This is a genomic window from Viridibacillus sp. d25.2 (genome assembly GCF_055456015.2).
Window position 1 is genome coordinate 405,326 of the sequence record NZ_CM196652.1, and the last position, 26,976, is coordinate 432,301.

Annotated in this window: 25 protein-coding genes and 1 pseudogene; 23 read left to right on the top strand and 3 right to left on the bottom strand. The window is 36.8% G+C overall.

The annotated features are described in order from the left end of the window. Positions 1-34: 34 nt before the first annotated feature. The 3 genes from ACZLO7_RS02100 to ACZLO7_RS02110 are packed head-to-tail and all read left to right on the top strand — an operon-like array spanning position 35 to position 3,381. Positions 35-529, top strand: coding sequence for a PH domain-containing protein (locus tag ACZLO7_RS02100; RefSeq protein WP_464939527.1), 495 nt, complete (start codon positions 35-37; stop codon positions 527-529). After that, a complete protein-coding gene (locus ACZLO7_RS02105) occupies positions 526-1,998 on the top strand; it encodes a PH domain-containing protein (RefSeq protein ID WP_511261379.1) in 1,473 nt (490 codons plus the stop codon). Before ACZLO7_RS02100 ends, ACZLO7_RS02105 begins: the two co-directional genes overlap by 4 nt. Before the next feature lie 51 nt (positions 1,999-2,049). Continuing rightward, positions 2,050-3,381 carry an FAD-dependent oxidoreductase gene (locus tag ACZLO7_RS02110; RefSeq protein WP_464939529.1) on the top strand — a complete coding sequence of 444 codons (1,332 nt, stop codon included), beginning with the start codon at positions 2,050-2,052 and terminating at the stop codon, positions 3,379-3,381. A 56-nt stretch (positions 3,382-3,437) separates the two neighbouring features. On the opposite strand, the gene ACZLO7_RS02115 is transcribed toward ACZLO7_RS02110, so the two are convergent. After that, the gene (locus ACZLO7_RS02115) at positions 3,438-3,911 is read right to left on the bottom strand and encodes a VanZ family protein (protein WP_464939530.1); all 474 of its coding nucleotides are present in this window, start codon (positions 3,909-3,911) and stop codon (positions 3,438-3,440) included. A gap of 92 nt (positions 3,912-4,003) precedes the next feature. On the opposite strand from ACZLO7_RS02115, the gene ACZLO7_RS02120 reads away from it, so the two are divergent. Together ACZLO7_RS02120 and ACZLO7_RS02125 are read left to right on the top strand one after the other, a co-directional pair. Then, a complete protein-coding gene (locus tag ACZLO7_RS02120) occupies positions 4,004-5,035 on the top strand; it encodes a YecA family protein (protein ID WP_464939531.1) in 1,032 nt (343 codons plus the stop codon). 117 nt (positions 5,036-5,152) lie between these two features. Next, positions 5,153-6,465, top strand: a protein-coding gene (locus ACZLO7_RS02125; protein ID WP_464939532.1) for an IS3 family transposase whose coding sequence is annotated in 2 segments (ribosomal slippage) — positions 5,153-5,597 and positions 5,597-6,465 — 1,314 coding nt in all. Because the reading frame shifts where the segments join, the coding sequence is not laid out codon by codon here. 55 nt (positions 6,466-6,520) lie between these two features. On the opposite strand, the gene ltrA is transcribed toward ACZLO7_RS02125, so the two are convergent. Further along, positions 6,521-7,783 (bottom strand): group II intron reverse transcriptase/maturase, encoded by a 1,263-nt coding sequence (ltrA, locus tag ACZLO7_RS02130; RefSeq protein WP_511261415.1) that lies wholly within the window; start codon positions 7,781-7,783, stop codon positions 6,521-6,523. A 1,000-nt stretch (positions 7,784-8,783) separates the two neighbouring features. Here ltrA and ACZLO7_RS02135 point away from each other — a divergent pair. The 16 genes from ACZLO7_RS02135 to lepB all read left to right on the top strand — a co-directional run bounded on the left by ACZLO7_RS02135 (position 8,784) and on the right by lepB (position 21,681). Beyond that, positions 8,784-10,016, top strand: coding sequence for an acyl-CoA dehydrogenase family protein (locus ACZLO7_RS02135; protein ID WP_464940802.1), 1,233 nt, complete (start codon positions 8,784-8,786; stop codon positions 10,014-10,016). After that, on the top strand, positions 10,016-10,792 hold the full coding sequence (locus tag ACZLO7_RS02140) for an SDR family oxidoreductase (protein WP_464940803.1): 777 nt from the start codon (positions 10,016-10,018) through the stop codon (positions 10,790-10,792). Before ACZLO7_RS02135 ends, ACZLO7_RS02140 begins: the two co-directional genes overlap by 1 nt. 19 nt (positions 10,793-10,811) lie before the next feature. Then, positions 10,812-11,372, top strand: a complete 561-nt coding sequence (locus tag ACZLO7_RS02145) for a TetR/AcrR family transcriptional regulator (protein WP_511261416.1) — start codon at positions 10,812-10,814, stop codon at positions 11,370-11,372. Positions 11,373-11,383: 11 nt separating this feature from the next. Next, positions 11,384-12,439, top strand: coding sequence for a phosphotransferase family protein (locus tag ACZLO7_RS02150; RefSeq protein ID WP_464940805.1), 1,056 nt, complete (start codon positions 11,384-11,386; stop codon positions 12,437-12,439). Positions 12,440-12,517: 78 nt separating this feature from the next. Further along, a complete protein-coding gene (locus ACZLO7_RS02155) occupies positions 12,518-13,522 on the top strand; it encodes a GTPase (RefSeq protein ID WP_464940806.1) in 1,005 nt (334 codons plus the stop codon). A 244-nt stretch (positions 13,523-13,766) separates the two neighbouring features. Then, positions 13,767-14,459, top strand: coding sequence for a toxoflavin lyase-like VOC family protein (locus tag ACZLO7_RS02160; RefSeq protein WP_464940807.1), 693 nt, complete (start codon positions 13,767-13,769; stop codon positions 14,457-14,459). Between the two features lie 83 nt (positions 14,460-14,542). Continuing rightward, on the top strand, positions 14,543-15,565 hold the full coding sequence (locus ACZLO7_RS02165; RefSeq protein ID WP_464940808.1) for a S66 family peptidase: 1,023 nt from the start codon (positions 14,543-14,545) through the stop codon (positions 15,563-15,565). Positions 15,566-15,736: 171 nt separating this feature from the next. After that, complete coding sequence (locus ACZLO7_RS02170) at positions 15,737-15,928, top strand: hypothetical protein (protein ID WP_464940809.1); 192 nt, start codon at positions 15,737-15,739, stop codon at positions 15,926-15,928. A 34-nt stretch (positions 15,929-15,962) separates the two neighbouring features. Continuing rightward, a complete protein-coding gene (locus ACZLO7_RS02175; RefSeq protein WP_464940810.1) occupies positions 15,963-16,103 on the top strand; it encodes a hypothetical protein in 141 nt (46 codons plus the stop codon). A 179-nt stretch (positions 16,104-16,282) separates the two neighbouring features. Next, positions 16,283-16,603, top strand: a complete 321-nt coding sequence (locus ACZLO7_RS02180) for a PadR family transcriptional regulator (protein WP_464940811.1) — start codon at positions 16,283-16,285, stop codon at positions 16,601-16,603. Continuing rightward, positions 16,600-17,622, top strand: coding sequence for a DUF4097 family beta strand repeat-containing protein (locus tag ACZLO7_RS02185; protein ID WP_464940812.1), 1,023 nt, complete (start codon positions 16,600-16,602; stop codon positions 17,620-17,622). Before ACZLO7_RS02180 ends, ACZLO7_RS02185 begins: the two co-directional genes overlap by 4 nt. A gap of 120 nt (positions 17,623-17,742) precedes the next feature. Further along, the gene (locus ACZLO7_RS02190; protein WP_464940813.1) at positions 17,743-18,636 is read left to right on the top strand and encodes an NAD-dependent epimerase/dehydratase family protein; all 894 of its coding nucleotides are present in this window, start codon (positions 17,743-17,745) and stop codon (positions 18,634-18,636) included. A 133-nt stretch (positions 18,637-18,769) separates the two neighbouring features. Continuing rightward, positions 18,770-19,282: a DUF2179 domain-containing protein gene (locus ACZLO7_RS02195; RefSeq protein WP_464940814.1), complete on the top strand. Its 513-nt coding sequence runs from the start codon at positions 18,770-18,772 to the stop codon at positions 19,280-19,282. A 662-nt stretch (positions 19,283-19,944) separates the two neighbouring features. Continuing rightward, complete coding sequence (locus ACZLO7_RS02200; protein WP_464940815.1) at positions 19,945-20,550, top strand: lysophospholipid acyltransferase family protein; 606 nt, start codon at positions 19,945-19,947, stop codon at positions 20,548-20,550. Positions 20,551-20,670: 120 nt separating this feature from the next. Beyond that, entirely contained in the window at positions 20,671-20,943 is a 273-nt protein-coding gene (gene relB, locus ACZLO7_RS02205) for a type II toxin-antitoxin system RelB family anti-toxin (RefSeq protein ID WP_464940816.1), read from the top strand. A 201-nt stretch (positions 20,944-21,144) separates the two neighbouring features. Then, positions 21,145-21,681, top strand: coding sequence for a signal peptidase I (gene lepB / locus ACZLO7_RS02210; RefSeq protein ID WP_464940817.1), 537 nt, complete (start codon positions 21,145-21,147; stop codon positions 21,679-21,681). A 98-nt stretch (positions 21,682-21,779) separates the two neighbouring features. On the opposite strand, the pseudogene ACZLO7_RS02215 reads toward lepB, so the two are convergent. Then, positions 21,780-22,064, bottom strand: a pseudogene (locus ACZLO7_RS02215) (IS5/IS1182 family transposase); the annotation flags it as partial. Positions 22,065-22,456: 392 nt separating this feature from the next. Between ACZLO7_RS02215 and ACZLO7_RS02220 the strand changes: the two are divergent. Next, positions 22,457-25,588 carry an MMPL family transporter gene (locus ACZLO7_RS02220; protein ID WP_464940818.1) on the top strand — a complete coding sequence of 1,044 codons (3,132 nt, stop codon included), beginning with the start codon at positions 22,457-22,459 and terminating at the stop codon, positions 25,586-25,588. A 302-nt stretch (positions 25,589-25,890) separates the two neighbouring features. Beyond that, positions 25,891-26,604: a YebC/PmpR family DNA-binding transcriptional regulator gene (locus tag ACZLO7_RS02225; protein ID WP_464940819.1), complete on the top strand. Its 714-nt coding sequence runs from the start codon at positions 25,891-25,893 to the stop codon at positions 26,602-26,604. The last annotated feature ends 372 nt before the right edge of the window (positions 26,605-26,976 follow it).

Consider the following 26,976-nt stretch of genomic DNA (forward strand, 5'->3'; position numbering starts at 1 on the left):
TCTTATCCGTATTGCATAAAGAAGGAGTGATTTGATGTATTTAAAAATTGAAGCGCCACAGCGAAGTATTTCAAAAGAGGCTGTAAAGGTTTGGCGTATAACTGAGACGTTAGCAAATGCCGGGATTCTTACAGTACTTGGGATCCTCTACTATTTACATATACGTTTTGAGTGGAAGGAATGGATCGGTTGGATTATTTTGGGGCTTCTAATATTGACGGTCTTAACGGCAATTTGGGAGATTTTGTTCAAGCCAACATTAAAGCAAAAGTATTGGCGCTATGATGTGGATGAGAATTTTATTCAATTGAAGTACGGTGCTTTAAAAGAGGTGAATGAACTGGTTCCAATGACAAAGGTACAGTCTGTAGAATTGAATCAAGGGCCTTTCTTGCGTAAATATGGCTTGTATTCGATTCAGATTGGAACTATGGGATCCGAGCATGCAATTCCCGCGATTTCTGAGAGAGAGGCTTTTGAATTGCGTGATCAAATTGCACATTATGCAAAAATTAAGGAAGTGGAATGATGGTGCAACCGTTGAAAAGATTACATCCGCTCGTTCTAGTATTTGATCTATATAACCTAATTAAAAATAATATAATCTTTTTTATATTTATTTTTTTATTGAATATGGGGTCTGATAAATGGTGGATTCAAACAGCAAAATGGCTCTTCTTGGCTTATGTTGTGATAACGCTCTTTATGAGTATCGGTAAATGGCTAACATATAGATATGCGATAAAGGATAATGCTATCTATATTAAGTCCGGGATTTTTTCGAAAAGTGAGCGGACTATTCCATTTTTAAAAGTACAGAATGTCCAACACCAAACGACTGTTTTTCATAAACTTTTTAAAGTGACTTCATTGACTGTAGAAACAGCAGCTGCTGGTGATGAAAGTTCCATTACGTTTGATGTAATTTCTAGAGCTGAAGCAGAAAGTTTAGAGAGAGCAGTTACAGAAACTTGTTCACATAAGGAAATTATTAGGGAATATAAAGCTGGGATTTTTGAGGAGCATTCATTAGAGCAAGAGCTGAAAGATAAAAAGACTATTCACTTTACACCATCAAAACAAGATTTGGTGAAGGCTTCTTTTACTTCACTTAGCTTTTTAATTTTAATTCCAATCATTTTTAAACTAGATGATGTTGTTAAATTCGATATGTTTAAGGATGAAGTGACAGATGCTTTGAAATGGGGTTGGGCAATCTTAGCAGCTGTTATTATTGGCTTACTACTAATCTCTATTGCAATTGGTATGGTTCATACCTTTATAAAGTACGGCAAATATGAAATTTCATCAGATACACAGAAGGTTTATATAAAAAAAGGCGTCTTCAATGAATCAATATTTTCAATTCGCAAAGAGAAGGTACAGGCTGTTGAGATTTCGCAGTCTTTCATAAAGAGGATTTTAGGACTTGCCGAGGTAAAACTTATAAGTGCAGGTAATACTACAATTGGAGAAGTAGAGACGAATACACTGTATCCATTTTTACCGGTGAGAAAGGCATATACATTGATAAGTGAGCTGTTGCCAGATTATCAAGTGGAAGAGAATATGCATGAAATGCCGAAGAAGGTACTTTGGATTCGAGTGATTCGCCCAAGCTATATTTGGCTTATTGCAACGGCAGTAATTTGGTATTTCAAGCCTTCATTATGGTGGATTTCGATAGCTTTGCTTCTAATTATTTATTCTTCGCGCATATTAGATTTTAAAAATAGTCGATATATATTGAATGAGTCTTTCATACAAATGAAAACAGGTGGATTTTCTACCGTATTATTTATTACAAAGCGTAGTCAAGTAATAGAAGTGAAGACAGAACGTTCGAAGCTACAGCGGTACTTTAACGTGGCCTCAATTAAAACGGTAAACAGAGCAAAACCAGTGTTACATAAGGAACTTCTTGACGTACCTCAAGAGGTTGCATCTGAATTTTTTAACTGGTACATGGATAGAACCCAAGAAGTTAAAATGCAATAATTAGTTTTAATGATTATAGAATGGGAATAATGGAAGCAGAGGTGAAAGTATATGAAATATGTAATTATTGGCGGAGATGCTGCAGGTATGAGCGCAGCGATGGAAATTGTACGTCGAGATAAACAAGCTGAAGTAACAACATTGGATAGGGGGCGTATTTACTCTTATGGGCAATGTGGTTTGCCATATGTAATCGATGGCCGAATCCCATCAACAAACGATGTAATCGCGCGTAGTGTAGAAACGTTTCGGACGAAGTATGGTATTGATGCTAGAACAGGACATGATGTGACAAGTATCGATTCCGAGGCGAAAACGGTATCTGGTGTTGTAGTTGAAACGAATGAAGATTTTCAAATTTCGTATGACCGTTTACTTATTGCTACTGGTGCTAACCCAATCTTCCCTAACTTTGAGGGGGCTGACTTGGCTGGGATTCATACGTTAAAAACTATTCCTGATGCAAAGGCTATTTTAAATGATTTAAATGATTCTGTTAAACAGGTAACCATCATCGGTGGTGGCAACATAGGCTTAGAAATGGCTGAAAGTATTGCGGAACTTGGTAAGAAGGTACGTATTATTCAACTTGGTAATCAGTTAGCTGAAATATTCGATCAAGATATGGCGGAACTCATTCATGAAGAGGCGAGGAAAAATGGGATTGAATTAATCTTCAATGAAGAAGTGAAAGGCTTTAAGGGCGAAGCTAGGGTGCAAACAGTTGTAACAGATAAGGGAGAGTATGAGACTGATTTTGTACTAGCTGCCATTGGAGTAAGGCCTAATACAAATTTTCTTGATGGTACCGGTATGCATATGATGCAAAATGGCGCAATTTTGGTAAATGCATATATGGAGACAAGTATAGAAAACATTTATGCTGCTGGTGATTGTGCTAGTCATTTTCATCGGATTAAGCAGAAGAATACTTATACTCCACTTGGAACGACAGCGAATAAGCAAGGGCGTATTGCAGGTATGAATATGGTTGGTGTTGTTGAAACTTTCAAAGGAATTGTTGGTACTTCTATTGTGAAATTCTTTCATCTAACTTTAGGTCGAACGGGGTTATCGGAAAAAGAGGCCCAGAAGCTAGGATTAGATTATGAAGTGTATAAGCAAAAGGCGACAGATATTGCCGGTTTCTATCCTGGTAAGCAGGAAATGGAACTGAAGTTTATCTATAAAAAAACAACGCAGAAATTATTTGGAGCACAAATTATCGGTGGTAATGGTGTTGATAAACGCATAGATGTTTTTGCAACAGCACTTTATCATGAAATGACTCTGAATGATTTATTGGATTTGGATCTTGCCTATGCACCACCTTATAATGGAGTCTGGGATCCAATTCAACAGATTGCAAAACGAAAATCATAATATAGACAGTTGGTTTATAGTTCAGCTTCTAGATAAAGCAAAAATCCGTAGAGACATTAAGCCTCTACGGATTTTCTTCTTGTTAATACTAGTATGAATTTGAAAAGTATGAGAAATATGACAGCACCTGCCGTATCCAACATCACATCTTGGAAAGTGGCTGTACGACCGGTTGTAAAGTATTGATGAAACTCATCAAGTGCCGCTAATGAAAATGTTAGAAGGGCTGCAGTAAATAGGCGGAATTTATGTTTTGGTAAGGCAATAAATAATGTTATCGCTATTAATCCGAACATACCAAAATGTGCTGCTTTTCGGATTAAAAATTCTAAAAAGTAATAATAGCCGCGCTCGTCTACTGATACAATAATACCCCAATAAGGAATTTCTAATAGAGATAATAGAGGTCTTAGCGGTTCATTTGGAAACCAATCACGTAATAAAGGTACGATAGATTGCTGCTCATAGCTCTGACTAGACGAGATGAAAATAACAAACAGTAATATGAGTAGTGGAATAAATTTTTTCATATAAGAACCATACCATAAATCGACAGGATTTTCAGTCGGGGAACGAAAATGGTAATTATACTGTAACCTTTTGCAATCTCATGAAAGATGGTATGCTAAAAAAGCACTTAAATGATAAAGGACGTGTTAGAATGCCCGGACGTAATGAACCGTGTCCATGTGGTAGTGGTAAGAAATACAAAAAATGCTGTGAGAAGAAAGAAGCAGTCACAGTAGAAACCGTATACGCAGAAGAACTAGAACGAGTATTGCAAACATTTTATGATAAGTATCCGTTGCGTAGCGACATTCCTGAGTTTGCTGAAGTAGCGAAGAAATGGCATGATGCAGTAGGTAAATATTTATTAGACGATATGATTGAAGCCATTGCATTAGACGCATATTTCTTCCATGATAGAACGGATATTTGGCAAGGATATTTGCAAAAAGTGAAAAAAGAAATAGTACGCCCATCAACTTTAACTGTATTAAACACTTGGGAGCATCCAACAATGATGGTTGCTGAAGTGACAGCGATTGAAGAAGACTATATGGTAGTACAAAATATTTTAACGGATGAAGTACTATACTTGCGTCGCGAAAGTGACAAGCCTGTTCCTGTAGGCGTACATGTATTTTGCTTTATCTTGCCAGATGGCTCAAATAAAGAAGCGCATTACTTAGCGGTATCAAGTATGATTTTCTTCCCTAAAGATCATAACGCTGTATTCGGAAAATTAGCAGATGCGTTTAAAGTACAATCAGACTTAAATGAAGAAGCTTATTGGAAAGAAAATAGCCTAGGATTTTGGAAAGAGTTAGGCGAAGCTGGCTTTGAAGGTGGAGAATTTACCGACTTTGAAGCAGATGTATTTTTACGTGTACTAGAGTTTTTAGAAGGTAAAGGACAAGACCCAAGACCAGTTCTTGAAATTGTAGAAGATTATGTTGTAGAGCGCCAACCGAAAGCACGTAAGGCTGTAGCAATTGCAGCTGGTGCAATTCGTTTTGGTGAAGAGCAAAAATTATTTGAATCACTTGGAATGACAGTAAAAGAAATCGCTGAAAACTTTGAGGTTTCTCCATCTTCATTAAACAAATATTATAATGAGCTAACGACTTATTATACTGAAAAAAATAATTAACAAAAAAGCTACTTCAATTCATGAAGCAGCTTCAGACTGTAGACAGACTCGGAGATATTCGGGTTGAACTGCCCCGTAAATGTTAGACACCAAACTAACATTTATGGGGTGTTTTTTATGGCTAATTTTACTGCCGAAGAGAAAATATTTATTGCCCGTCTTTACCTAGAAGAAAAATACAGCTATATGGATCTTCAAAAAATATTTGAAGTTTCTTATCAAATGATTCAAGGATGGGTTCGCTTATATCATATTCAAGGAGAGGAAGGTTTTAAGAAATCCTATACAAGTTATTCTGCGGAGTTTAAAATAGATGTACTTAATTATATATATGAAACGGGTACATCCTCTTACGACGCAGCCGCAATGTTTAATATTTCTTCTCCAGCTTTAATTCGGACATGGAGAAAAAATTTTAATACATATGGATTAGATGCCCTCATTTCTAAGAAAAAGGGGCGACCATCCATGAAAAAAGAAATAAAAAAGTCAAAACAAGTTGAAGGTTCCGTTGAAGCGCTTGAAGAACGAATTAAACAACTCGAAATGGAGAATGCGTATTTAAAAAAGTTGAATACTTTAGTTCAAATGCAGGAAAAATTACAACTAAAATCAAAGCGCAAGTAATTTATGAACTAAAGTCAACCTATGAGGTCGTGGCATTAATCAAAGTCGCTGATATTCCACGTAGTACGTACTATTATTGGGAAAAACGTTTGAATCGAGAAGACAAGTACTCGAAGGTGAAAAACGCTATTCAGTCTATCTATCATGAACATAAAGGACGTTACGGTTATCGTCGTATCACAAAAGAGTTAAAAAAACATGGATTTTCTCACGACCCAAAGACAATCAACCGCCTCATGAACGAAATAGGTATAAAGTGTTTAGTCCGCATGAAAAAGTATCGTTCTTATAAGGGGCATGTTGGTCGAATTGCCCCAAATATTTTACAACGAGATTTTCAAGCAAAGAAAATGAATCAAAAATGGGTAACAGACGTAACAGAATTTCATTTATTTGGGGAGAAACGTTACTTATCCCCTATCCTTGATTTATGTAACGGTGAAATTATTACCTACAAAGTGATGGAACGGCCAGTTTATCGACTTGTTGGAGATATGTTAGATGAAGCGATTAAACACCTAAAACCAGAAGATGAGGTCATCCTCCATTCCGATCAAGGATGGCATTATCAAATGAAGAAGTATCAAAAAACGTTAAAAGATTATCACATTATACAAAGCATGTCCCGTAAAGGAAATTGTTTAGATAACGCCGTCATGGAGAACTTCTTTGGCTTATTAAAGTCTGAATTACTTTACCTCCAAGAGTTTGAAAGTATGGAGCACTTTGAGAAGGAATTAGATGCTTATATTTATTACTATAACCACAAACGTATGAAGGCAAAATCGAGTAGGAGGGAGTGATTAACTCCCGACCTCTCACACCACCGTACGTACGGATCCGTATACGGCGGTTCAATTAAGATGAATAACGCAAAGTTTCGTAACGAACTTGCAGACTTTTCAGCCCTTGGCTTTCCCAATAGGAATTGTCAAGGGTTCTGTGTAATATGGGGCTTTTTGAGATGCGCCAGTATCCTTTTCGGGTATTTCCCCATTCGTATGCTTTTCCGTATGGAACTTTTAAACGAATGAGATTTCTGACTCTGGTTCGGGGTTTCTTCCAATTCTTCCAAAGACACATTCGTAACCTTCTTTTAATCCAACTGTCTAATTTACTGAATGCCGAAGGTGTATCTGCGAGCGCAAAATATCCACACCATCCAATTAGATATTGGTTTAATTTCTCGATACGATATTCCATTGGAAATGGCATCTTTCTAGAGGTAATTTCTCGTATTTTCTTCTTCATTCGTTGAAGGCTTGTTTTCGCCACTCGAACTTTTGGTTCTTTATTGTGTGAAAAACTAAAACCCAAGAATTTTCGATTCCACGGTCGGTCTACCGCTGATTTGGACTCATTCACTTTCAAGCGTAGTGTTCCTTCGACGAATCGCTGTACGCTTGCTATTGTACGCTCTCCCGCACGTTTACTTTTCACATAGATATTGCAGTCGTCTGCATAGCGAACGAATTTATGACCACGTTTCTCTAATTCTTTATCCAACTCATCTAACACGATATTAGAAAGAAGTGGACTTAATGGTCCACCTTGCGGTGTTCCTTCCTCTGTACTTGAAACAACTCCATTTATCATGACACCTGCTTGGAGATATTTACGGATAAGTTTTAATAATGATTTATCATGAATTCTTTTTGCTAATGTTGCCATTAAGCGGTCGTGGTTGACCTTATCAAAGAATTTCTCTAAATCCATATCTACAACCCAACGATATCCTTCCTTCATATAACCCTTCGCTTTTCGGACTGCGTCATGAGCACTCCGATTTGGTCGGAATCCATAACTGTTGTCCGAGAAAGTTTGGTCATATTCCTTTGATAATATCTGCGATATAGCTTGTTGAATCAAACGGTCTGTCACGGTTGGGATCCCTAATAGACGCACACCGCCGTCTGGTTTCGGGATTTCGACACGACGTACTGGTTGCGGTTCATAGGTTCCCGTTAGAATTTGAGCTTTAATAGATTCCCAGTTTTCGAGGATGTGCTGACGTAAGGTTTGTACGGGCATCATGTCTACTCCATGGCTTCCTTTATTCGCTTCCACTCGCTTTAATGCTTGTATCATATTCGGACGTGCTAGAATTTGATTCAACATCACCATTTCGTTCCTTTCCGTGAATAGCTTGTCTTCTTATGCCCACCTGAACTACACCCTCCGCAAATACCCTCATGGACTTCACCATTACTTTCTAAGCGTGAGGTCTCTGTTTTCTGTGTTCATTCATTCAAGATGGAATGCCAAGGGCTATTCTCTCTTAGTTGTTCAGTCCTTCCGATTAGTTCTAGACCCAATCGTACTATGACCTCTGCTGACTTCTGATGGTTCAGCTACTTGTCACCAAGTAGGTTATGAAGGGTACTTCACGTTTCCATCAGACCTCCCCGGGTAAGCGTATGCACTTTCACACCATCTATCCGCCTCATTTACTCGATATGACCTTCGACAGAAAGGACTTTGTTTTGTAATGCAAACTCATCCAATCATACCTAGCCTTATATGAGATTTGTGTTCCTCGGACCGGTGTTTTGCCTCCAGCTTCCTTCAGATTCCGCGTCGCCACGGACACCCTTGCTCTTGGCTAACCTCTACTTCTGTCTTCGGGGTTCGGGACTTACACCCTATAGTTCATACGCATGCCGAGCGCACATTAAAAGATCTGAGTCCGATAGCATACCGAACTCAGATCTTAGAAGCTGCTTAAACTATATGTCTAACTTTATTGGGTCAGATCAGGTTTATCTACAGTCTTTTTATTTGTATACAGGAAAGATCAAGTTTTCCGAAGCTTACGGCTCGCTTACCGCGGGCGAGCGCCGAGCCGCTTCGTCGCTACGCTCCTGTAGGGTCTCGTCTGTCTCGCTGATCCCGCGGGAGTCGAGAGGACGCTTCTCCAAGCCAATAAAAATATAGGATAGATAAGTTTTTCCGAAGCTTACCAATCGCTTTCAGAGGCTTCTCCAGTTACCTAAAATTGTTAATTCAATACTTGCAATCTATTCATATAAACGATATGATTTTAATGTGAATGAATATTCAGTCATTTAACATACCGACCGATCAGTATGTAAGTTGTTAAATAATAAGGGGGCTAATGGTGATGGATTTTTCATATTCAGACAAAGTAATAGCTTTACAACAGAAGTTAACAGCGTTTATGGAGGAGTTTGTTTATCCAAATGAACAAGTATATGCGAAACAGTTAAAGGCACAAGACAATCGCTGGTTAGAGATTCCACCAATTATGGAAGAGCTAAAGCAAAAAGCAAAGGATCAAGGATTATGGAATTTGTTTTTGCCAGATAGTGAGTATGGTGGTGGTTTGACTAACTTAGAGTATGCTCCACTTTGTGAAATCATGGGACGTTCACTTATCGCACCTGAAATTTTCAACTGTAATGCCCCGGACACAGGCAATATGGAAGTACTCGTACGATACGGTACAGAGGAACAAAAAAAGCAGTGGTTAGAACCATTATTAGCTGGGGAAATCCGCTCTTGTTTTGCGATGACGGAGCCAGACGTAGCTTCAAGTGATGCTACTAATATTGAAGCAAGTATCGTACGAGATGGTGATGAATATATATTAAATGGACGTAAATGGTGGGCGACTGGAGGCGGAGATCCTCGCTGTAAAGTTGCCATTTTCATGGGGAAACATAAAAATACATCAGCTCCAATTCATGAACAACAATCAATGATATTAGTACCACTTCACACACCGGGTGTAAAAATTGAGCGTATGTTATCGGCATTTGGTTATGATCATGCACCCGAAGGACATGCAGAAGTGACGTTTACGAATGTAAGGGTACCTGTAGAAAATATTCTTTGGGGTGAAGGCAAAGGTTTTGCTATTGCTCAAGGAAGACTAGGACCTGGGCGAATTCATCATTGTATGCGTCTAATTGGAGCAGCCGAAAGGGCTCTTGGAGAAATGTGTATACGTGTGCAGGAGAGAACGGCTTTCCATCGGACATTAGGGGAGCAGGGGGTTATTCGTGAGCGTATAGCTGAATCTCGTATTGATATTGAACAAGCTAGATTACTAACGTTAAAAGCCGCTTACATGATGGACACTGTTGGCAATAAAGAAGCGAAGGCTGAGATAGCTATGATCAAAGTAACAGCGCCAAATATGGCACTCCGTGTCATTGATCGTGCTATTCAAGCATTTGGAGCGGCTGGGGTGAGCTCAGATTTTACATTAGCAGCACAATGGGCAAACTCAAGAACTTTGCGATTAGCAGATGGACCTGATGAAGTACACCGCAACCAAATTGCGAAAATTGAGTTGAAAAAGCATGTCTCTAAAGTAAAGGAGAGAGTGTAATGAGTGTAATGGATCTTTTTAGCTTAAAAGGTAAAACGGCGATTGTCACTGGAGGAGGACGAGGATTAGGTGCCCAAATTGCAAGAGGCTTTGCAGAGGCTGGAGCTAATGTCGTGCTATGTTCTCGAAAAGTTACAGCTTGTAAGGAAATGAGTGAAGAGCTTGAGACATTTGGAGTGCGTGCAATTGGACTGGCCTGCGATGTGACAAACCCCGATGATGTGAAAAATGTCGTTTTGGAAACTGTGAAGCAATTTGGTTCAATTGATATTTTAGTAAATAATAGTGGTGCTTCATGGGGGGCACCGGTTATTGAAATGCCTTATGAGGCATGGCAAAAGGTGATGGATGTCAATGTAAATGGGACATTCTTAATGAGCCAAGCTGTTGGTAAAGTAATGATTGAGCAGAAGTCTGGCAAAATCATCAATATTTCTTCAGTTGCAGGTGTTGCTGGAACGCATCCAGATTTTATGGATACAGTTGGCTATAACACGAGTAAAGGTGCGGTTATTACGTTGACGAAGGATTTAGCAGCAAAATGGGGAATGCATAATATAAATGTTAATGCCATTGCACCAGGATTTTTCCCAACGAAAATGTCTTCTGTATTGATAGAACGTGGAATGGATTATATTATGGACGCGACTCCGCTACAGCGATTAGGATCGGATGAAGATTTAAAAGGAGTAGCATTATTTTTAGCTTCGAAGGCATCCGATTATGTAACGGGTGATGTTGTGATGGTTGATGGTGGGATGAGCGCTGTTATTTAAGTAAGGGGTTTTGACAATGGTGAAAGACGATATTATTCGAATGAGTATACAATTATTTGAGCAAAAGGGTTTTAGCTCTACATCAATTCAACATATAACACAGGCTCTTAATGTGACTAAGGGGACATTCTATTATTATTTCTCGAGTAAAGAAGCGCTATTAATGGATATTCATCAGTATTATATTGATGATTTACTGCTTAGGCAGCAAGAAATTATAAAAAGTGAAGGCAGTTTTACAGAACAACTTACTAGAATTGTAGAGATGCTTATTTTTGATATTGGACGGCAAGGTTCTTATGCGCGAGTTTATTTTAGAGAAATGCGTCATTTAAGTGAAGATCATGCAGTTATTGTTAAAGAGAAGCGTCGTTTATTCCGTATACGAGTTGAAGAAATAATTGAGCAGGGTCAGGCCGTAGGGGAGTTTAAGGCGGGGCTTGTGCCAAAGCTGACGGCGTTTGCTGTGTTAGGAGTAACTAATTGGAGCTATGAGTGGTTTGATTCTGATGGGGATATCACTTCAAAGCAGTTAGCGACTCAATACACGTCATTTATTTTACAGGGAATTCAAAGCTAGGAGGGTTTTTCATGATACAAGATACGATACCTATGCGTAGTGGCGAAGAGCTGAATATTAAAAAACTTGAAACGTTTCTACATGCCAATTTAAAGAGTTTACCTGAAGGGAATCTTATGGTTAGCCAGTTTGGTACAGGGCATTCTAATTTAACATATGTACTTACAATTGGAGAATGGGAGGCAGTATTACGACGACCTCCATTAGGTCCTGTGGCAGTGAAGGCACATGATATGGAGCGAGAATTTAAAGTGCTGTCCTCATTGCACCCTGTATTTCCTGTTGCTCCAAAGCCAATTATTTATTCAGATGACATGACGATTATAGGTAGCCCTTTCTTCATTATGGAAAGAAGAAGAGGTGTGGTCTTAGACACAGAGTTTCCTGAAGGTACGACTGACGAAGTCATGGTGGCACGTAAAGTATCTGAAGTGATGGTTGATCAGTTAGTGGCATTACATGCAGTTGATTATAAAAAAACAGCACTTACAGGAATAGTAAAGCCTGATGGTTTTATGGAGAGACAGGTTCAGGGATGGATTAGTCGTTATGACAAGGCGAAAACGTCTGATATAAAAGAAGTCAATGAGCTAACAACATGGCTTATTGAGCATTTACCTCAATCTAGTGAACCGACAATTATTCATTATGATTATAAGTTGAATAATGCAATGTTTTCAAAAGAGTATGAGGAAATGGCCGGACTATTTGATTGGGAAATGACTACAGTGGGCGACCCGTTAGCAGATGTTGGGGTAGCACTAAGTTATTGGATGCATGCAGATGATCCAACTATGATGTTATATGGTTTAGGTGAGCCACCAATTACGGTAAAAGAAGGATTCTATTCACGTCAGGAATTTATTGCTCGATATGCTGAAAAAAGTAGACGAGATGTATCCAATATCAATTATTATTTAACATTTGCTTATTTTAAATTAGCCGTCATTTGTCAGCAAATTTATTATCGCTATTATAATGGCCAGACGAAAGATACACGGTTTGCACATATGGGCGATTTTTCAAAAGTACTTATAAAACAAGCATTCAAAAGTGCAGAAAAGTAAAAAGTTTGCATTTTTAAGAGGTCTGATATAGCTTTAAAATATGAGAATTATTGTCCAGCCTTCAGGAGGTTATAACAGATGAACTCAAATCAACCTTTTACAGATGCAGAATTTGATCGTATTTTTGAAGAAAAATCAGAAGAAATTAATGCCCAACTGAATCGGGAAATTTTGATAGCCATGATAGGTGATGTAAATGCCGGGAAATCCTCAACGGTAAACAAATTAATGGGTAACGATGTGGCACCAGTAGGCGCAAAACCTGGTGAAACACAACAAATTAGAAAGTATATATACAAAGATAAAATTGTTTTCGTCGATACTCCAGGACTTGATGATATTAAAAGTGAAAACTCTGATATAACGATGAGTTTCTTCCATGAAGCAGATGTCGTGCTATTTTTCCTTAATGCAGCAGGTACTGTACTTTCGGAAACTGAGCTTGCTTCACTAAAGAAAATAAGTGCAGTAAATAAAGATATAATTTTAGTGCTCAATAAAATTGATGCAGCTGATGATATACCGAGCCTTGTGAAATATGTACAAGATCATACAAATTATAAGTATCCCGTGACACCGATTTCCTCTCGCACGGGTGAAAATATGTCTATGTTACAAGAGAAGATACTTGAACTTTTAGAGGTCAAAAAAAAAGATATCTTGATGGCTTCCCATATGGCCGATAAGTCAGCTACTGCGAAAAAGTGGATTTTAGGCGCGGGTGCATCGGCAGCGGCAATTGGCGCAGTACCGATTCCCGGAGCTGATTTTGTCCCTCTAACAACTTTGCAAGTAGGGATGATGCTGAAATTATCTACGCTTTATGGAAAGCCTATCTCTAAAGACAAGGCAAAAGAAATGATTATCGCAACGATTGTTGGAAATGTTGGGAAAACGATCTTCCGACAAATTGTAAAATTTGTACCAGGCGCAGGTACTGTAGTGGGTGCTAGTGTAGCAGGTGGAATGACAATTGCACTCGGTTATGCAGTGAAATATGCATATGAAAATAATATGGATATCAATTCAAAAACGCTAAAACCGCTATATGAAACTTTTTTAAAAGAACAAAAGAAAAAGTAATAATACATGCTGTGCTATAAATCTGTAAAGGATATGTAGTACAGTTTTTTTTGATTTTGGTCCACATCAAAAAGGTGATAGTGGAGTTTTGAAAATGCTTTTCTAACGCCATTGCTACATTGTTCATAGGACACTTTAGCAGTAGCTTTCTCATTCAATAGAAGGAAAGAGATTTCATCCAATTGATGGTATAACTCAACGATATTATTCATGTATGCTGAAAGTATCGATTGGAGGGACTGGGATGATTATTCAAAAAGTAAATTTGTATAGTTCTAAGTTAGAAGAAACAAGGGGTTTTTATGTAGAGAAATTAGGTTTTGAGCTTTTAAATGAAAGTATTAATTGTTTTGAAATAGCTGTTGGTAGAAGTGTTTTAGAATTTAAAGAATATGAAGCGGAAGGTACTCCATTTTATCATTTTGCATTCAATGTACCAGGTAATTTGTTTGTAGAAGCTAAAAAATGGATTATGCAGTTAGTATCTTTAAATAATGATGAAGAGGGTAGTGATGAGGTGCATTTTGAATCAGCTAAGGCTTACTCATGCTATTTCGAGGATCCAACAGGGAATATTGTCGAGCTCATTTCACGTTATGGCAGTTCTCCACAAACAAAACTAACCAGATCTTTTTCCGCGAGAAATCTATTAAATATTAGTGAAATAAATATTACAACAGATGATACTTTGACTGTCGGTAATGAGTTGCAAAAGCATGGCATCGTATCAACAGATGAGGAACCGCTAAATCCTAATGCTTTGAACTTTTTAGGTAAAAGGGAGGAAGGCGCCTTTCTTTTATTAGGTCCTACAAAGAGACAATGGTATTTTTCGAAGAAAGAAGCAAAAAGTTATCCACTGGAGATTATTTTAGAAGACGGCCGATTTATTAAGGTGAATAAACAGGGGAACGTTTTAAGTGGGTTTAAATATTGATTTTAAAAGGGCTGCCAAGGCAGCTTTTTATTATAAATTTCGTATTAAAGTTAATAAAAGTGTTTAGACAGGAGGTTATATTCATGACTATTATTAAACCGAACAGATTAAAAAAAGGTAGTACAATTGGAATTATTGCACCATCCTCAGGTATAGCCGCGCTTTGTCCAAAACGTTTCCAAAGAGGTATAAAAGCTCTAGAGAGAATGGGATATCACGTAGTCGTCGGTGAGCATGCGAGCAAAATTGAGCATTATATGGCAGGAACAGTAGCTGAAAGGTTGGATGATTTACATCAGATGTTTAGTAATCCGAAAATCGATGCAATCATTACAACAATTGGTGGGACTTGTTCACATCAGCTAATAGACAAAATTGATTATGAACTGATAAAAAATAATCCGAAAATCTTTATGGGCTATAGTGATATTACGGCTTTACATAGTGCTATTTATGAAAAAACAGGACTCGTTACATATTTGGGGCCCGCGATATTACCACAGTTAGGTGAATTCAATGGATTGATGGATTATACAAATGATTATTTTAAAAAAACATTGGTTGAGTTAGATACTGTTAAGATTAATAGCTCGTCATACCGTGTATTGGAGTCATTATCTTGGGACAAGAAAGATACGAGGGAGCGCGTTAAAGAAATTAACTCGGGTATGCAAATCTTCAATCAGGGAGAAGCCATGGGTAAGATTATTGCAGGTAATGTTGGGGTTATGTTGCTTTTAGCTGGAACAGAATACTTTCCAAATGTGGATGGAGCAATTTTATGTTTAGAAGATGATGAAGGTGAGTGTCCAGAATCAATAGATCGCTATTTTACACAACTCCGACATATGGGGATATATGATAAAATTTCTGCGTTAGTCATAGGTCGTTTCCATCCATCGGTAGGTTTCGGGGAAGATCATGATAATGGGTTATTGCAAGCTATTTTACAACGAGCTACAGAAGGGTTTGATTTTCCGATTGTTTATAACGCTGACTTTGGTCACACGGATCCAATGTGCATTTTACCAAACGGTATTCAAGCTTCAATCCAAGCAAATGATAACAGAATTGAATTTCGCCTTTTAGAGACGGCTGTACAATAAATAATGTTGAAAAATGTATTCGTTGATCAAAAAGAAAGGTAATTTACTTTAACAAAAATTACGGAACATATTGTTGTGAAGTATTAATTTCTTTTTGTAGCAGATTCATATTTATCGTGGTACTATCAAAATAAATAAGACTGAAATTTTCAAATAAAGAGGCGATGTAATTTGTTAAAAGGTTTACCATTATACATGGTGTTAATCGCTGTCGGCTCTCTTAGTATCACATTTGGTATGACACGTAATTTACCTTTGACGATGCAATGGATATTACTAATTAGCGGCACGACTTTGAACATCATTAGCTTAATAGGACTTTTTATATTTTTGGCAAAGCAAGACTCGAAGAAAAAAGCATAACTGTTACAAAAGCTATCTCACCAGAGGTAGCTTTTTGTTTGCTTTTAGTGTAATTGCGATTGTACTAGCAATTTATAGCCTTGTGACAGGACTGCCATACATGATGCTACCATTAGGAATAGCTATGCCCTTTAGTGGCATGCATGAACTTAAAAAAATCGATCATTGGTCATAAATACTGGTATATTGTGTAGCGGCATTTGTATTTTTTGTAAGCATATATATGATGTAGTTATGGGCTAAGCGCTATCCTTCAAAAAATTATAGCATTTTTATTAAATTCAGTACCTTGCAATGAATAATAGACATATGTTATAGTACTGATTAATAAACAGTAGTGAAGGAGGAAGCTAAATGAACGTTCAGTTTAAAAAGGGTGTTTTAAATTTATGTGTATTGGCTTTGCTTGAAAAGCAGGACTATTATGGATATGAGCTAGTGCAAGCTATTTCACATCAAATTGAAATTTCCGAAGGCTCTGTTTATCCATTGCTTCGCCGTCTCACGAAGGAAGGCTACTTTACCACTTATTTAAAGGAATCAACTGAAGGACCGCCACGTAAGTATTATCAGATTACAGGGCTGGGCTTAACTTATCTAGAAGAATTACGTCAAGAATGGGATTCATTTATCACTGGAGTAAATCATTTAATCCATGAGGGGGATGCAAAATGAATGAGGAACGTTATTTACAAGCACTAGAAAAAGAGTTGGATTGTTTAAAGCAAGAAGAAAGACAGGACATTATTCGTGATTTTCGTGAGTATTTTTCAAATGGTCGAAGTGAAGGGAAATCGGATACTGCAATCATAGATGCTCTTGGGACTCCATCACATATTGCTGAGGAATTGTTGAAGGCCTATGGTGAAGAAGATATGAAGGTAACGGAGGAACAGCCTAAAGGGGAATACTTTACGAAAGTAAGTATAGAGGCTGATTTTGCAGACTTAGATATTGTTCCATCACCTGATGATCGTGCATATGTGGATATGAAAGAGCAACTAAGCAATAAACTGATTTCAATGGATATTGTCGGAGATACATTGAAAATCGTTATTAAAGAGAAGAAAAAGTGGTTCGCATTTGGCATTATTTTAACATTTGGAAACGCACCTAAAGTGACGATTAAATTACCTAAACGTATGTATGATATGATTCGCGTTGATAACGATAATGGTGCGACAAAAGCGGAGCAATTACATGCTGTTCTAATGCATATTGAATCGGATAATGGCAGAATTTTATTAACAGATAGTGCTGCGACTAACTTACATGTTGAAACTGACAATGGTCGTATTACACTAAAGGATGTTCAATGTAAGATATTAACGGGTGAGACGGATAATGGACGTATAGAGTTACATCATGTACAAACAGAGACAGTTAAGGTTAAAACAGATAATGGTCGAATCGAAATACAAGAAGTAACAGGTACCATTGAAGCAGAAACAGATAATGGTCGTATTGAAGCTTTTATCCCTATTATCACTAAACCTATCTCATTGGAAACTGACAATGGAAGCATTCAATTATACGTAAAAGAAAAGCCAGAAAATGCTACGATTCAGACTAAAAAAGATATGGGGAAAAGTATAATTTTCGGTGAGAAGACGAAAAAAGTAACTTTGGGGAATGGTTTATTACCAATCTCCTTAAAAACAGATAATGGTAGCATTACCGTTGCAAAAAGGTAATAACTAGCCTCCTGTGCAGAATGTACAGGGGGCTTTGCTCTGGTTAAAAATATATAAATGACGCAATATTTGATAAAATGGAATTGGTAGTAATTTCTTATTTCGTAAGGGGGAGAGATTATGAAAAAAATTTTAGTATTAGGTGGCACGCGTTTTTTTGGCAAGAGATTAGTTGAATTATTAGTGAAGGATGGACATGATGTAACAATTGCTACACGAGGAAATTTAGCCAACCCATTCGGTGATAAGGTAAAACAAATCAAAGTAGATAGACTCAATGCAAAAGCGCTTAAATCAGCAGTAGGAAATGAACAATGGGATATTGTATATGATAATATTTGTTATTCACCAGATGATGCAGCAGTAGCTTGTGCTATCTTTGAAAAAAATGTAGGCCATTATATTTTTACATCGACATTATCTGTTTATCCAGCAGATGGGGTAGCTAAAATAGAAGAAGATTTTGATCCGTATAATTATCCGATTCAAATTGGAGATCGAAATGCATTTTCATATGGGGAAGGAAAGCGTTTAGCAGAAGCTGTATTTTTCCAAAAAGCAACGTTTCCGGTAACAGCGATTCGATTCCCAATTGTAATTGGCGAAGAGGATTATACAGAAAGATTACTTTTCCATGTTGATCATGTGAAAAATGAAGAAGAGATAGGAATCGTTAATACAGAAGCACGTATGTCTTTTATCTCATCTGATGAAGCAGGTTCTTTCTTACGATGGGTCGGACTAGGGCATGTTACTGGGCCAATAAATGCGACATTAAAAGGCACTTATTCATTAGCTGAAATGTTAGAAATTATTGAAGAAGAAGTCGGAAAAAAGGCGATTGTTTCAGCTGAAGTGGAACAGGCAAATGTTTCTCCTTATAATATTCCAAATTCATGGTATATGGAGACATCAAAAGCAGAATCAGCAGGGTATACATTTACTACATTGAATAGTAGTTTTCCACAACTTGTCCACAAACTTGTCCAGGAGATTCATCACAAAACCATTTAAATAAATTATCGGAATGAAAGGAGCTACTTTTTTACAAGTGGCTTCTTTCATTTTTAAGTGTATAAATCTATTCTTCGGGAACTATAAATATATGTAAAGAATTTATGCTGAATGCGACTAGGAGTTGAAAACTATGGTTGAAATGATTTTACTAATCATTGTGATTAACATTTCTTATATGACTTTAACAACGCTACGGCTGATTTTGGTCATTAAAGGTTATCCGAAAGTTGCGTCTCTGCTCTCAATGGTAGAAGTATTTATCTATTTGATGGGATTAACTATCGTATTAGACAATCTGGATAATCCATGGAATATCGCTGCTTACTGTCTAGGTTGGGGATTAGGGGTATATTCGGGAAGTTTAATTGAACAGCGCTTGGCATTAGGTTATGTACTATTTGAAGTAATAGTCGATGCAAGTGAAGCAGCACTAGTTGGAGAGTTGCGTACTAAAGGGTATGGCGTCACTTCATGGTTTGCAGATGGCAAGGATGGTAAGAAAATAAGTATGACAGTAATAGCAAAGCGCAAAAATGAAGCAAAATTACGTGCAACAATAATAGGCATATCGCCAAAGGCATTTGTTATTTCATATGAGCCAAGTAAGCTCAATGGTGGATTTTTAGTGAAGCAAATGCGCTAAGTTGAATAGAGAAGAAGCATCATATCGTCTAAGTTTTAGACTTTATGATGCTTTTTAGTTGGAAGAATTATTGCCCATAAGGATCCTTACTACTTCTATTGGGCGTACATCTAATTCACTTATTTTCGTAAGAGGCATCCAGACAGCTTCATATGTACCACTTTCAATTGAAGAATTTGTGAATTCTCTTCCATTTTTGGTGCCAAATTTGCCATCTATGGTTTGAGCTATGAAATAATATCGTGTACCATTTAATAGAATAATTGTGGGGTATTCCCTATCCTGAGGTGGACACCTAGCTCTTCTAATGTTTCTCTAATCGCGGCTCGCTCAGCAATAAAGCTCTTATAATGACTGTTGCAGCTCGATTTCGCATAAAATACCTCGTTTAACTTAAAATATTTGAAAAAACAATTAATTTTTACATTTTTTTGTACATTGGCTACAAATTTTATAAATATAGATTACAATAATAGGTAGGGGAATGTAGAATTATGGATTCAATGTATGAGCCACCTATTCGTTGCTATCGTTTGAATATAATTTCTTTTGTAGATACTATCTCTAGTATAGGATATTAGGTCTCTTCAAAATAGTAACAATCGTAGTAAATGAATATCGCTGAAGATAGATATTCATGGAGTTAAGTAAGGAGTAGAAAAGTGTATAAATTTGTAGGTCTTTTTGTAGTAAAATTTTTAGGTTTATTTAATAAAGTGAAAGTTTTTGACAAGCATCATGTGCCAACAGAGGGTGGTTACATTATAGCTTGTACTCATACAGGTTGGATTGATATTTTGAATCTTGGTGTTTCTATATACCCGAAACCTATTCACTTCATGGCTAAGAAGCAACTTTTTGATCATAAGCTGTTAGGTTGGTTTATTACGAAGATGAATGCTTTTCCTGTAGATCGCGATAATCCAGGTCCAAGCGCAATTAAAGTACCAATGAAGTTGTTAAAAGATGGTGAAGTAGTAGGGATTTTCCCAAGTGGAACACGAAATGCGGAAGGAAACTCTCTAAAGCAGGGTGCGATTACAATTGCTCAATTATCAAAAGTACCCATTGTACCAGCTGCATATATTGGGCCGAATACACCGCATGAAGTGTTTGCTCGTGAAAAGGGCTACCTTATTTATGGTGAACCCATTTATATTACGGCTAAAGGTAAAGCTGGAAGAGAAGAATTTACGCATCTTCTTGAAGAACAATTAGCTACGTTACAGAAGAAGCTAGAAGAGAAAATTGCTCATGATGCTAACTGATTTTCATCAGTTAGTGACTATATAACATAATAGAGTATATCTACTTATTGCGAGGGCAAATCAACTTTAAAGTAGCTAAAAAGAATCGTTAATACACAATTTCTTTTAGGGGTGGAGCGTATGGTTACTGTTGATTTTTATGAAAAAGACGAGAAATTTGGAGGTAAGTCTCCGTTAGAAGTAATGGCAGAAAAGCGTAGTCAATTGATTTTCAAACATAGAATGTCAGTTGGACTAACGCAGTCTGAATTAGCCGTACAGGCAAATGTGACACAGAAGACGGTAAGTCGAATTGAACGTGGAGATACAAAAGTACGTGAATCGACTTTACAAAAGGTTTATGATGTTTTGGGGATAACGGAAGAACATCTTATTGTATTAAAGGATTATTGAAATACATAGAGGAACACTATCGTTGTGTGCCATATCAGCTATGATATGGCGTTTTTTTTAGGTCTAATTACGCGGAAAAGCGATTTAACTGTTGTTCTTAAAATATTTTTTGTGAAAAAATTGCGTTAATGAGATGGTAGATGGGATAATATAACTAATGTTAAGCTATAAAGAAATATCTTTAGTAAGGGGAGAATTTAAGTGAAAAAAAGTCAAAAGAGAGAGTTACTTTCATGGTTACGTCCCATTCTCATTGCTGTAATTATCGCTGTTGTTTGTCGCCAGTTTTTAATTGCGCCTATTACAGTTAAGGGAGAGTCAATGGAACCAACATATGTCAATGACAATAAAGTGTTAGTAAGCAAATTAAGCCGTATTGAAAGGTTTGATATTATTGTATTTGATGCGCCAGACTCAGATGAGAAGTATATAAAAAGGGTAATTGGCTTACCAGGTGATCATGTGGCAATGGAGGATGACACTCTTTACATAAATGGAAAAGCGTATGATGAACCTTATTTAGATGCGAAGAAAGAAAATTTATTGGAAGGCCACTTTACATATGATTTTACATTAGAAGAATTGACTGATGAAAAAACAGTACCTGCCAATAGCTATTTTGTTCTTGGAGATAATCGTTTGGAAAGCTCAGATAGTAGGGAATATGGTTTTATATCAAAAAAAGCAGTGAATGGAGAAGTAAAGCTTAAGTTTTTCCCTATATCAATATCTAAGTAAGGGAACATTTTTAAAATGTAATGTTCTTCAATTAGTAAACACCGGTACTTTTTGTTCGATTTTGAACAAAAAGTGCCGGTGTTTTTTTGATATTTCCCTTATTCTTCATTTATTACCTTTAAGATACGTTCCAATTTCACCGCGAATATTGTTGTAGCTCCTTGGACTCCCAGGCCAAATAAACCCGCCGACTTTGCCGTATTGTAGCCATGGGGATTTTTCAACTCACTATTCTTCGCTTCAATTTTATAGCGCTTTTTTGCTAAGTCTTTGAATCTTTCCGTTTCTTGAAAAGTTGCTTGCTCATCATGTTCGGTGGATTTTATTGAAACTGAATACGTTTTGCTTTTGGCACCGTCTTTATAACGGCCATCTTTAAAGGGCTAGGTATGAAACGGAAAGAATGGAAAACTCAAAAAAACGATAAAACTAGTTGATTGGAGTGTAGGCGGCGACTCCTTGGGGAACCAGCGAACATCTTGAGACCCCACAGGAGCGTTAGCGACGAGGAGGCTCAAGGTTCGCCCCCAGGAAAGCGTCCGCCGGAACGGAAATTAACGACATCGAAGAAAAATTCATTTTATGGACTTTTTCAAGAAATCCCTTTAAAAATAATAAAAAACTATTTATATATATTTGTTTGTATCAAATAATTATAATAGATATGGAATATACATTAAAAAATGGTAGTGAAAAAGATCCGGTAACCGAAAGTGATTAAACAAGCGAAAGTGTTTAATAAGGTTCCGTTTTTTAGAATAAGAGGTGTAAAAGGTTGAAGAAGTTTATAAATGTTAGGTCGGTAGCATTAGTAGCATGGTTAATCATAACGATAGTCATGGTTTTAACAATGCCCAATATGGATAGGCTTGTTAAGGAAAAAGGGCGAATAAATATAGGTAATACAGTACAAAGTGGAATTGCAACTGAGATGATGAAAGAAATGAATGATAATAGTGGTGAACACCACTATTATCTCACCGCAGTCTTCCATAGTGATACGAATAAAGAATTATCTGTCGAGCAATTAGAAGAAATTCATAAAGTAGTAGCTCGTTTAAAAAGTCATGAAGATGATTTAGGTATTACAGCAATAATGGCACATACAGACAGTAAAGAACTGAAATCACAACTTGTTTCAGAAGATGGGACAACTATTTTGACACAATTTTCTATCGATAAAAAGCAAGGTGAACTTTCTAACATTGTTAAAGAATTAAATACATATTTTCAAATGGAAAATGTAAATACATATTTAACTGGAAACGACTTGGTAATTAGAGATTTTGCAAAATCTACACAAGAAGGTGTTAAGAAGACAGAAGTTATTGCCATTGTTTTCATCATAGTTGTATTAATTCTAGTTTTCCGTTCACCGATAGTTCCGCTAATTTCTTTAGTAACAGTCGGTATAGCGTACATCGTGTCTTTAGGAACTATTGCGCATTTAGTGGATAGGTGGAATTTTCCATTCTCCAATTTCACGCAAGTATTCCTAGTTGTAGCACTATTTGGCATCGGCACAGATTATAACATCTTACTGTACACACGATTTAAAAAAGAACTTAGAGATACAAGAGATAATTTAGTAGCTGTAAAAGCAACCTATAAAACGGCTGGAAAAACTGTCCTTTATAGTGGAGCGGCTGTCTTTATAGGTTTTATAGCATTAAGCCTTTCAGATTTCCCTTTATACAAGGCGAGTTCACTCGTAGCAGTTGGTGTGGGGGGCTTATTACTTGTCCTAGTCACGTTGAATCCATTCTTTATGGTTTTCTTAGGTAAAAAAATGTTCTGGCCAATTAGAAATTTCGAAGGACAGGGTAACAGTAAATTATGGTCAACTTTAGCGAGGCATGCTTATTTAAGACCCATTTTATGGTTGCTTTTAGTAGCCGTTATATGTACACCTTTTATACTGAAAAATTCAGGGGAATTGAATTACAATGACTTATTAGAGATTTCTGATAGCTATGAATCCAAGCAAGGAATTAAAGTTATTGAAGAGCACTTCCCATCAGGTTTCTCATCTCCAACTAATATCGTTATTAAAGGAAGAGAGACCTTGGATAACCAAAAATTTCTACAAGCACTTGATGAATTGACCCAATCTATTGCAGAAATAAATGGAGTCTCAAAAGTATACTCATCAACTAGGCCTGAAGGAAACCGGGTAAAGGAGCTTTACTTGAATCGTCAAACCGATCAAGTAAATAGCGGGTTAGGAAATGCAAAAGAGGGTATAGGTGCAATTCATGATGGTTTATCAACAGCTGAGGATGGGATTAGTAGAGCCAATGATAATGGAATTCAAAATGTTCAAAAGTTGATTGATGGTACGACGGAAGTTAAATCAGGTATGTTGGCTTTAAATTCTGCTATGGAAAAAGTAACGAATGGCTTCCAACATGGAGTAACAGGAGCAGGTCAAATCCAAACAGGTCTTCATGAATTAAATAGTAATATTGAGAAATTGTCCAATGGTTCCAAGCAATTACAGGATGGTTACGCAGATCTATATAAGGGTATGAATACATTTTCACAGTATTTTTCATCATTGAGTGACGCAATTAGTGGTGCTAGACAAGGGTATACACAGATTGAAATCTCTATGAGGGCTTTGATCAAATCAAACCCCGAATTAGAAAATGATAAAAATATAAGAACAACCTTACACATAGCACGAGCAGGTCAACTAGAGCTTACTATATTAAAAAATCAAATGAATAGAATTGAGCCACAGTACAAAAATGCAATGGATTCATTTAATAAAGCGAATACTTCATTATCAAAGATTAATAACGGTTTAACATATGTTGAACAGGGAGTGAAGCAACTTAAAAATGGAGCAGGGGAATTAAAAACGGGGTTAGATAAGGGGGAGTCTGGTTCAAGGAAAATTACTAGTAATCTACCGCAGTTACAAACAGGACTAACCCAAATTAATAATGGTCAGGAACAATTGAAGTCAGGGCTTTCGGATTTACAAAATCATATGAAAGTTTTGCAAAAAGGTCTTTCAGATAGTACTGATGGTTTAGATGAAGTTAGTACTGGTCTAGCAAATGCACAAAATTATTTAGGGAATGTTAGTAATTCAAATTCTACTGCAAAATTCTTTGTGCCTAAGAATCTTTTAGAGGGTGAAGATTTCCAAAAAAGCTTGGCTATGTACATGTCAGAAAATCGAAAATTGACAAGATTAATGGTCGTTCTTGATGTTAATCCATATTCAAAAGAAGCGATGCACATAGTTGAGAAAATCAATGAACGGATTGAATCAGTTTCAAAAACGGGTGAATTGAAAGATACAAAAATCGCTGTGGGTGGTAAATCTTCTCAGAATTTAGACTTGCAAGATATTTCAAGTAGTGATTTTACGAGGACTATTATCATTATGCTTGTCGGTATCGGAATTGTACTAGTCATCATTACACGTTCTTTTTGGAAATCTATAATTATTATAGCTTCATTAATTATTGCTTATTATTCATCACTTGGAATTAGCGAATTAATTAGTAAATACATTTTAGATATTGATACTCTAAGCTGGAATGTCCCTTTCTTTGGTTTCATTATGTTGATTTCACTAGGAGTAGATTATAGTATCTTTCTAATGATGCGATACAACGAGATTGAACAGAAATCGAGTGAAGCAATTATAGAAGCTGCAAAGAATATGGGAGCAGTTGTATTATCAGCAGCTATTATTTTAGGTGGTACATTTGCAGCGCTGATTCCTTCAGGTATTTTAACCTTGATTCAAGTAGCGCTAGTTGTCATAGTAGGACTTGTCTTAATGAGCTTACTATTGATGCCAATATTTATACCGGGCATGTTTGGTCTAACGCATAAGCTGAGACATATAGGCAATAAACGGAAATCTAACAATAAAAAAACTCATTGAGATAACTTAGTATAAGCTACCCTGCCATTTTAAAAGAGATGCGTAGAGTTTATATTTTTAATTGCATATGGTTTTCCAATACTTCCAATGCTAAAGACTTACAGGAACTAGAAAAAGGTATAAAACGCTGAAAAATAAGAAAGAAGACTAGTTTTGCCTCTTTTTCGCATTTGACGAATATATTAATTGCTATGAAAATAGTGTATAATACTACAGTAAATTAATGGCTTATCCTCAAGTGGGCAAAAGGCGACGCCTACGCGTCATTTATATGTAGACTATTTGAAAGAGAGTGAAAATACATGGGACGTAAGTGGAACAATATTAAAGAGAAAAAAGCTGCTAAAGACCAAAGTACAAGCCGTATTAACGCTAAATTTGGACGTGAAATTTATGTAGCTGCTAAACAAGGGGAACCTAATCCAGAATCTAACGGTGCATTAAAAGTTGTTTTAGAACGTGCAAAAACATACAGTGTACCAAAACATATTATTGATCGTGCAATTGATAAAGCTAAAGGTGGCGGGGACGAAAACTTCGACGAACTACGTTACGAAGGTTTCGGACCAAATGGCTCAATGGTCATTGTTGACGCTTTAACAAATAATGTTAACCGTACTGCTGCAGATGTACGTGCTACATACGGTAAAAACAACGGGAACATGGGTGTCAGCGGTTCTGTAGCTTATATGTTCGACCCTACAGCTGTATTCGGTATTGAAGGAAAAGAAGCTGAGGAAGTTCTTGAAATGCTAATCGAAGCGGATGTTGATGTACGTGATGTATTTGATGAAGGTGAAGCAACAATTATTTATGCTGAACCATCTCAATTCAACGCAGTACAAGAAGCTTTAAAAGCTCAAGGTATTACGGAATTCACAGTAGCGGAATTAACAATGCTTCCACAAACTGAAATCCAACTTGAAGGCGATGACCTAGCAAAATTCGAAAAGCTAATTGATGCTTTAGAAGATCTTGACGATGTTCAACAAGTTTATCACAATGTTGAACTTTAATATTTGAGGAATCTCGGTTCAAGAAATGCAGTTTATGACCTGGACATCCTAAAGCCAGTGGCAATTCAGCCACTGGCTTTTTATTTACTCTATGAGGTGATAATAATGACGGTGCAAGAAGTCTGAGAAGCGTTAAAAGAGTTAGGGAGCGAGAAAACTCACCAAGCTTATATCAAATAAGGTGCTGAGGAAAGTCAATTCGAGCGAGGACAACTAAAATTGGAGCACTCGCAAAAAAGTTAAAAAAATCATGAGATGTATCTCAAAAGTCGATTTTCGACTAAGAGGTGCTTTTTTTTTATGCAAAGATAAATGTTGTATTTATATGTTAGTAAGAAAAAAACAGCCATTCTAGATAGAATTATTACAAAA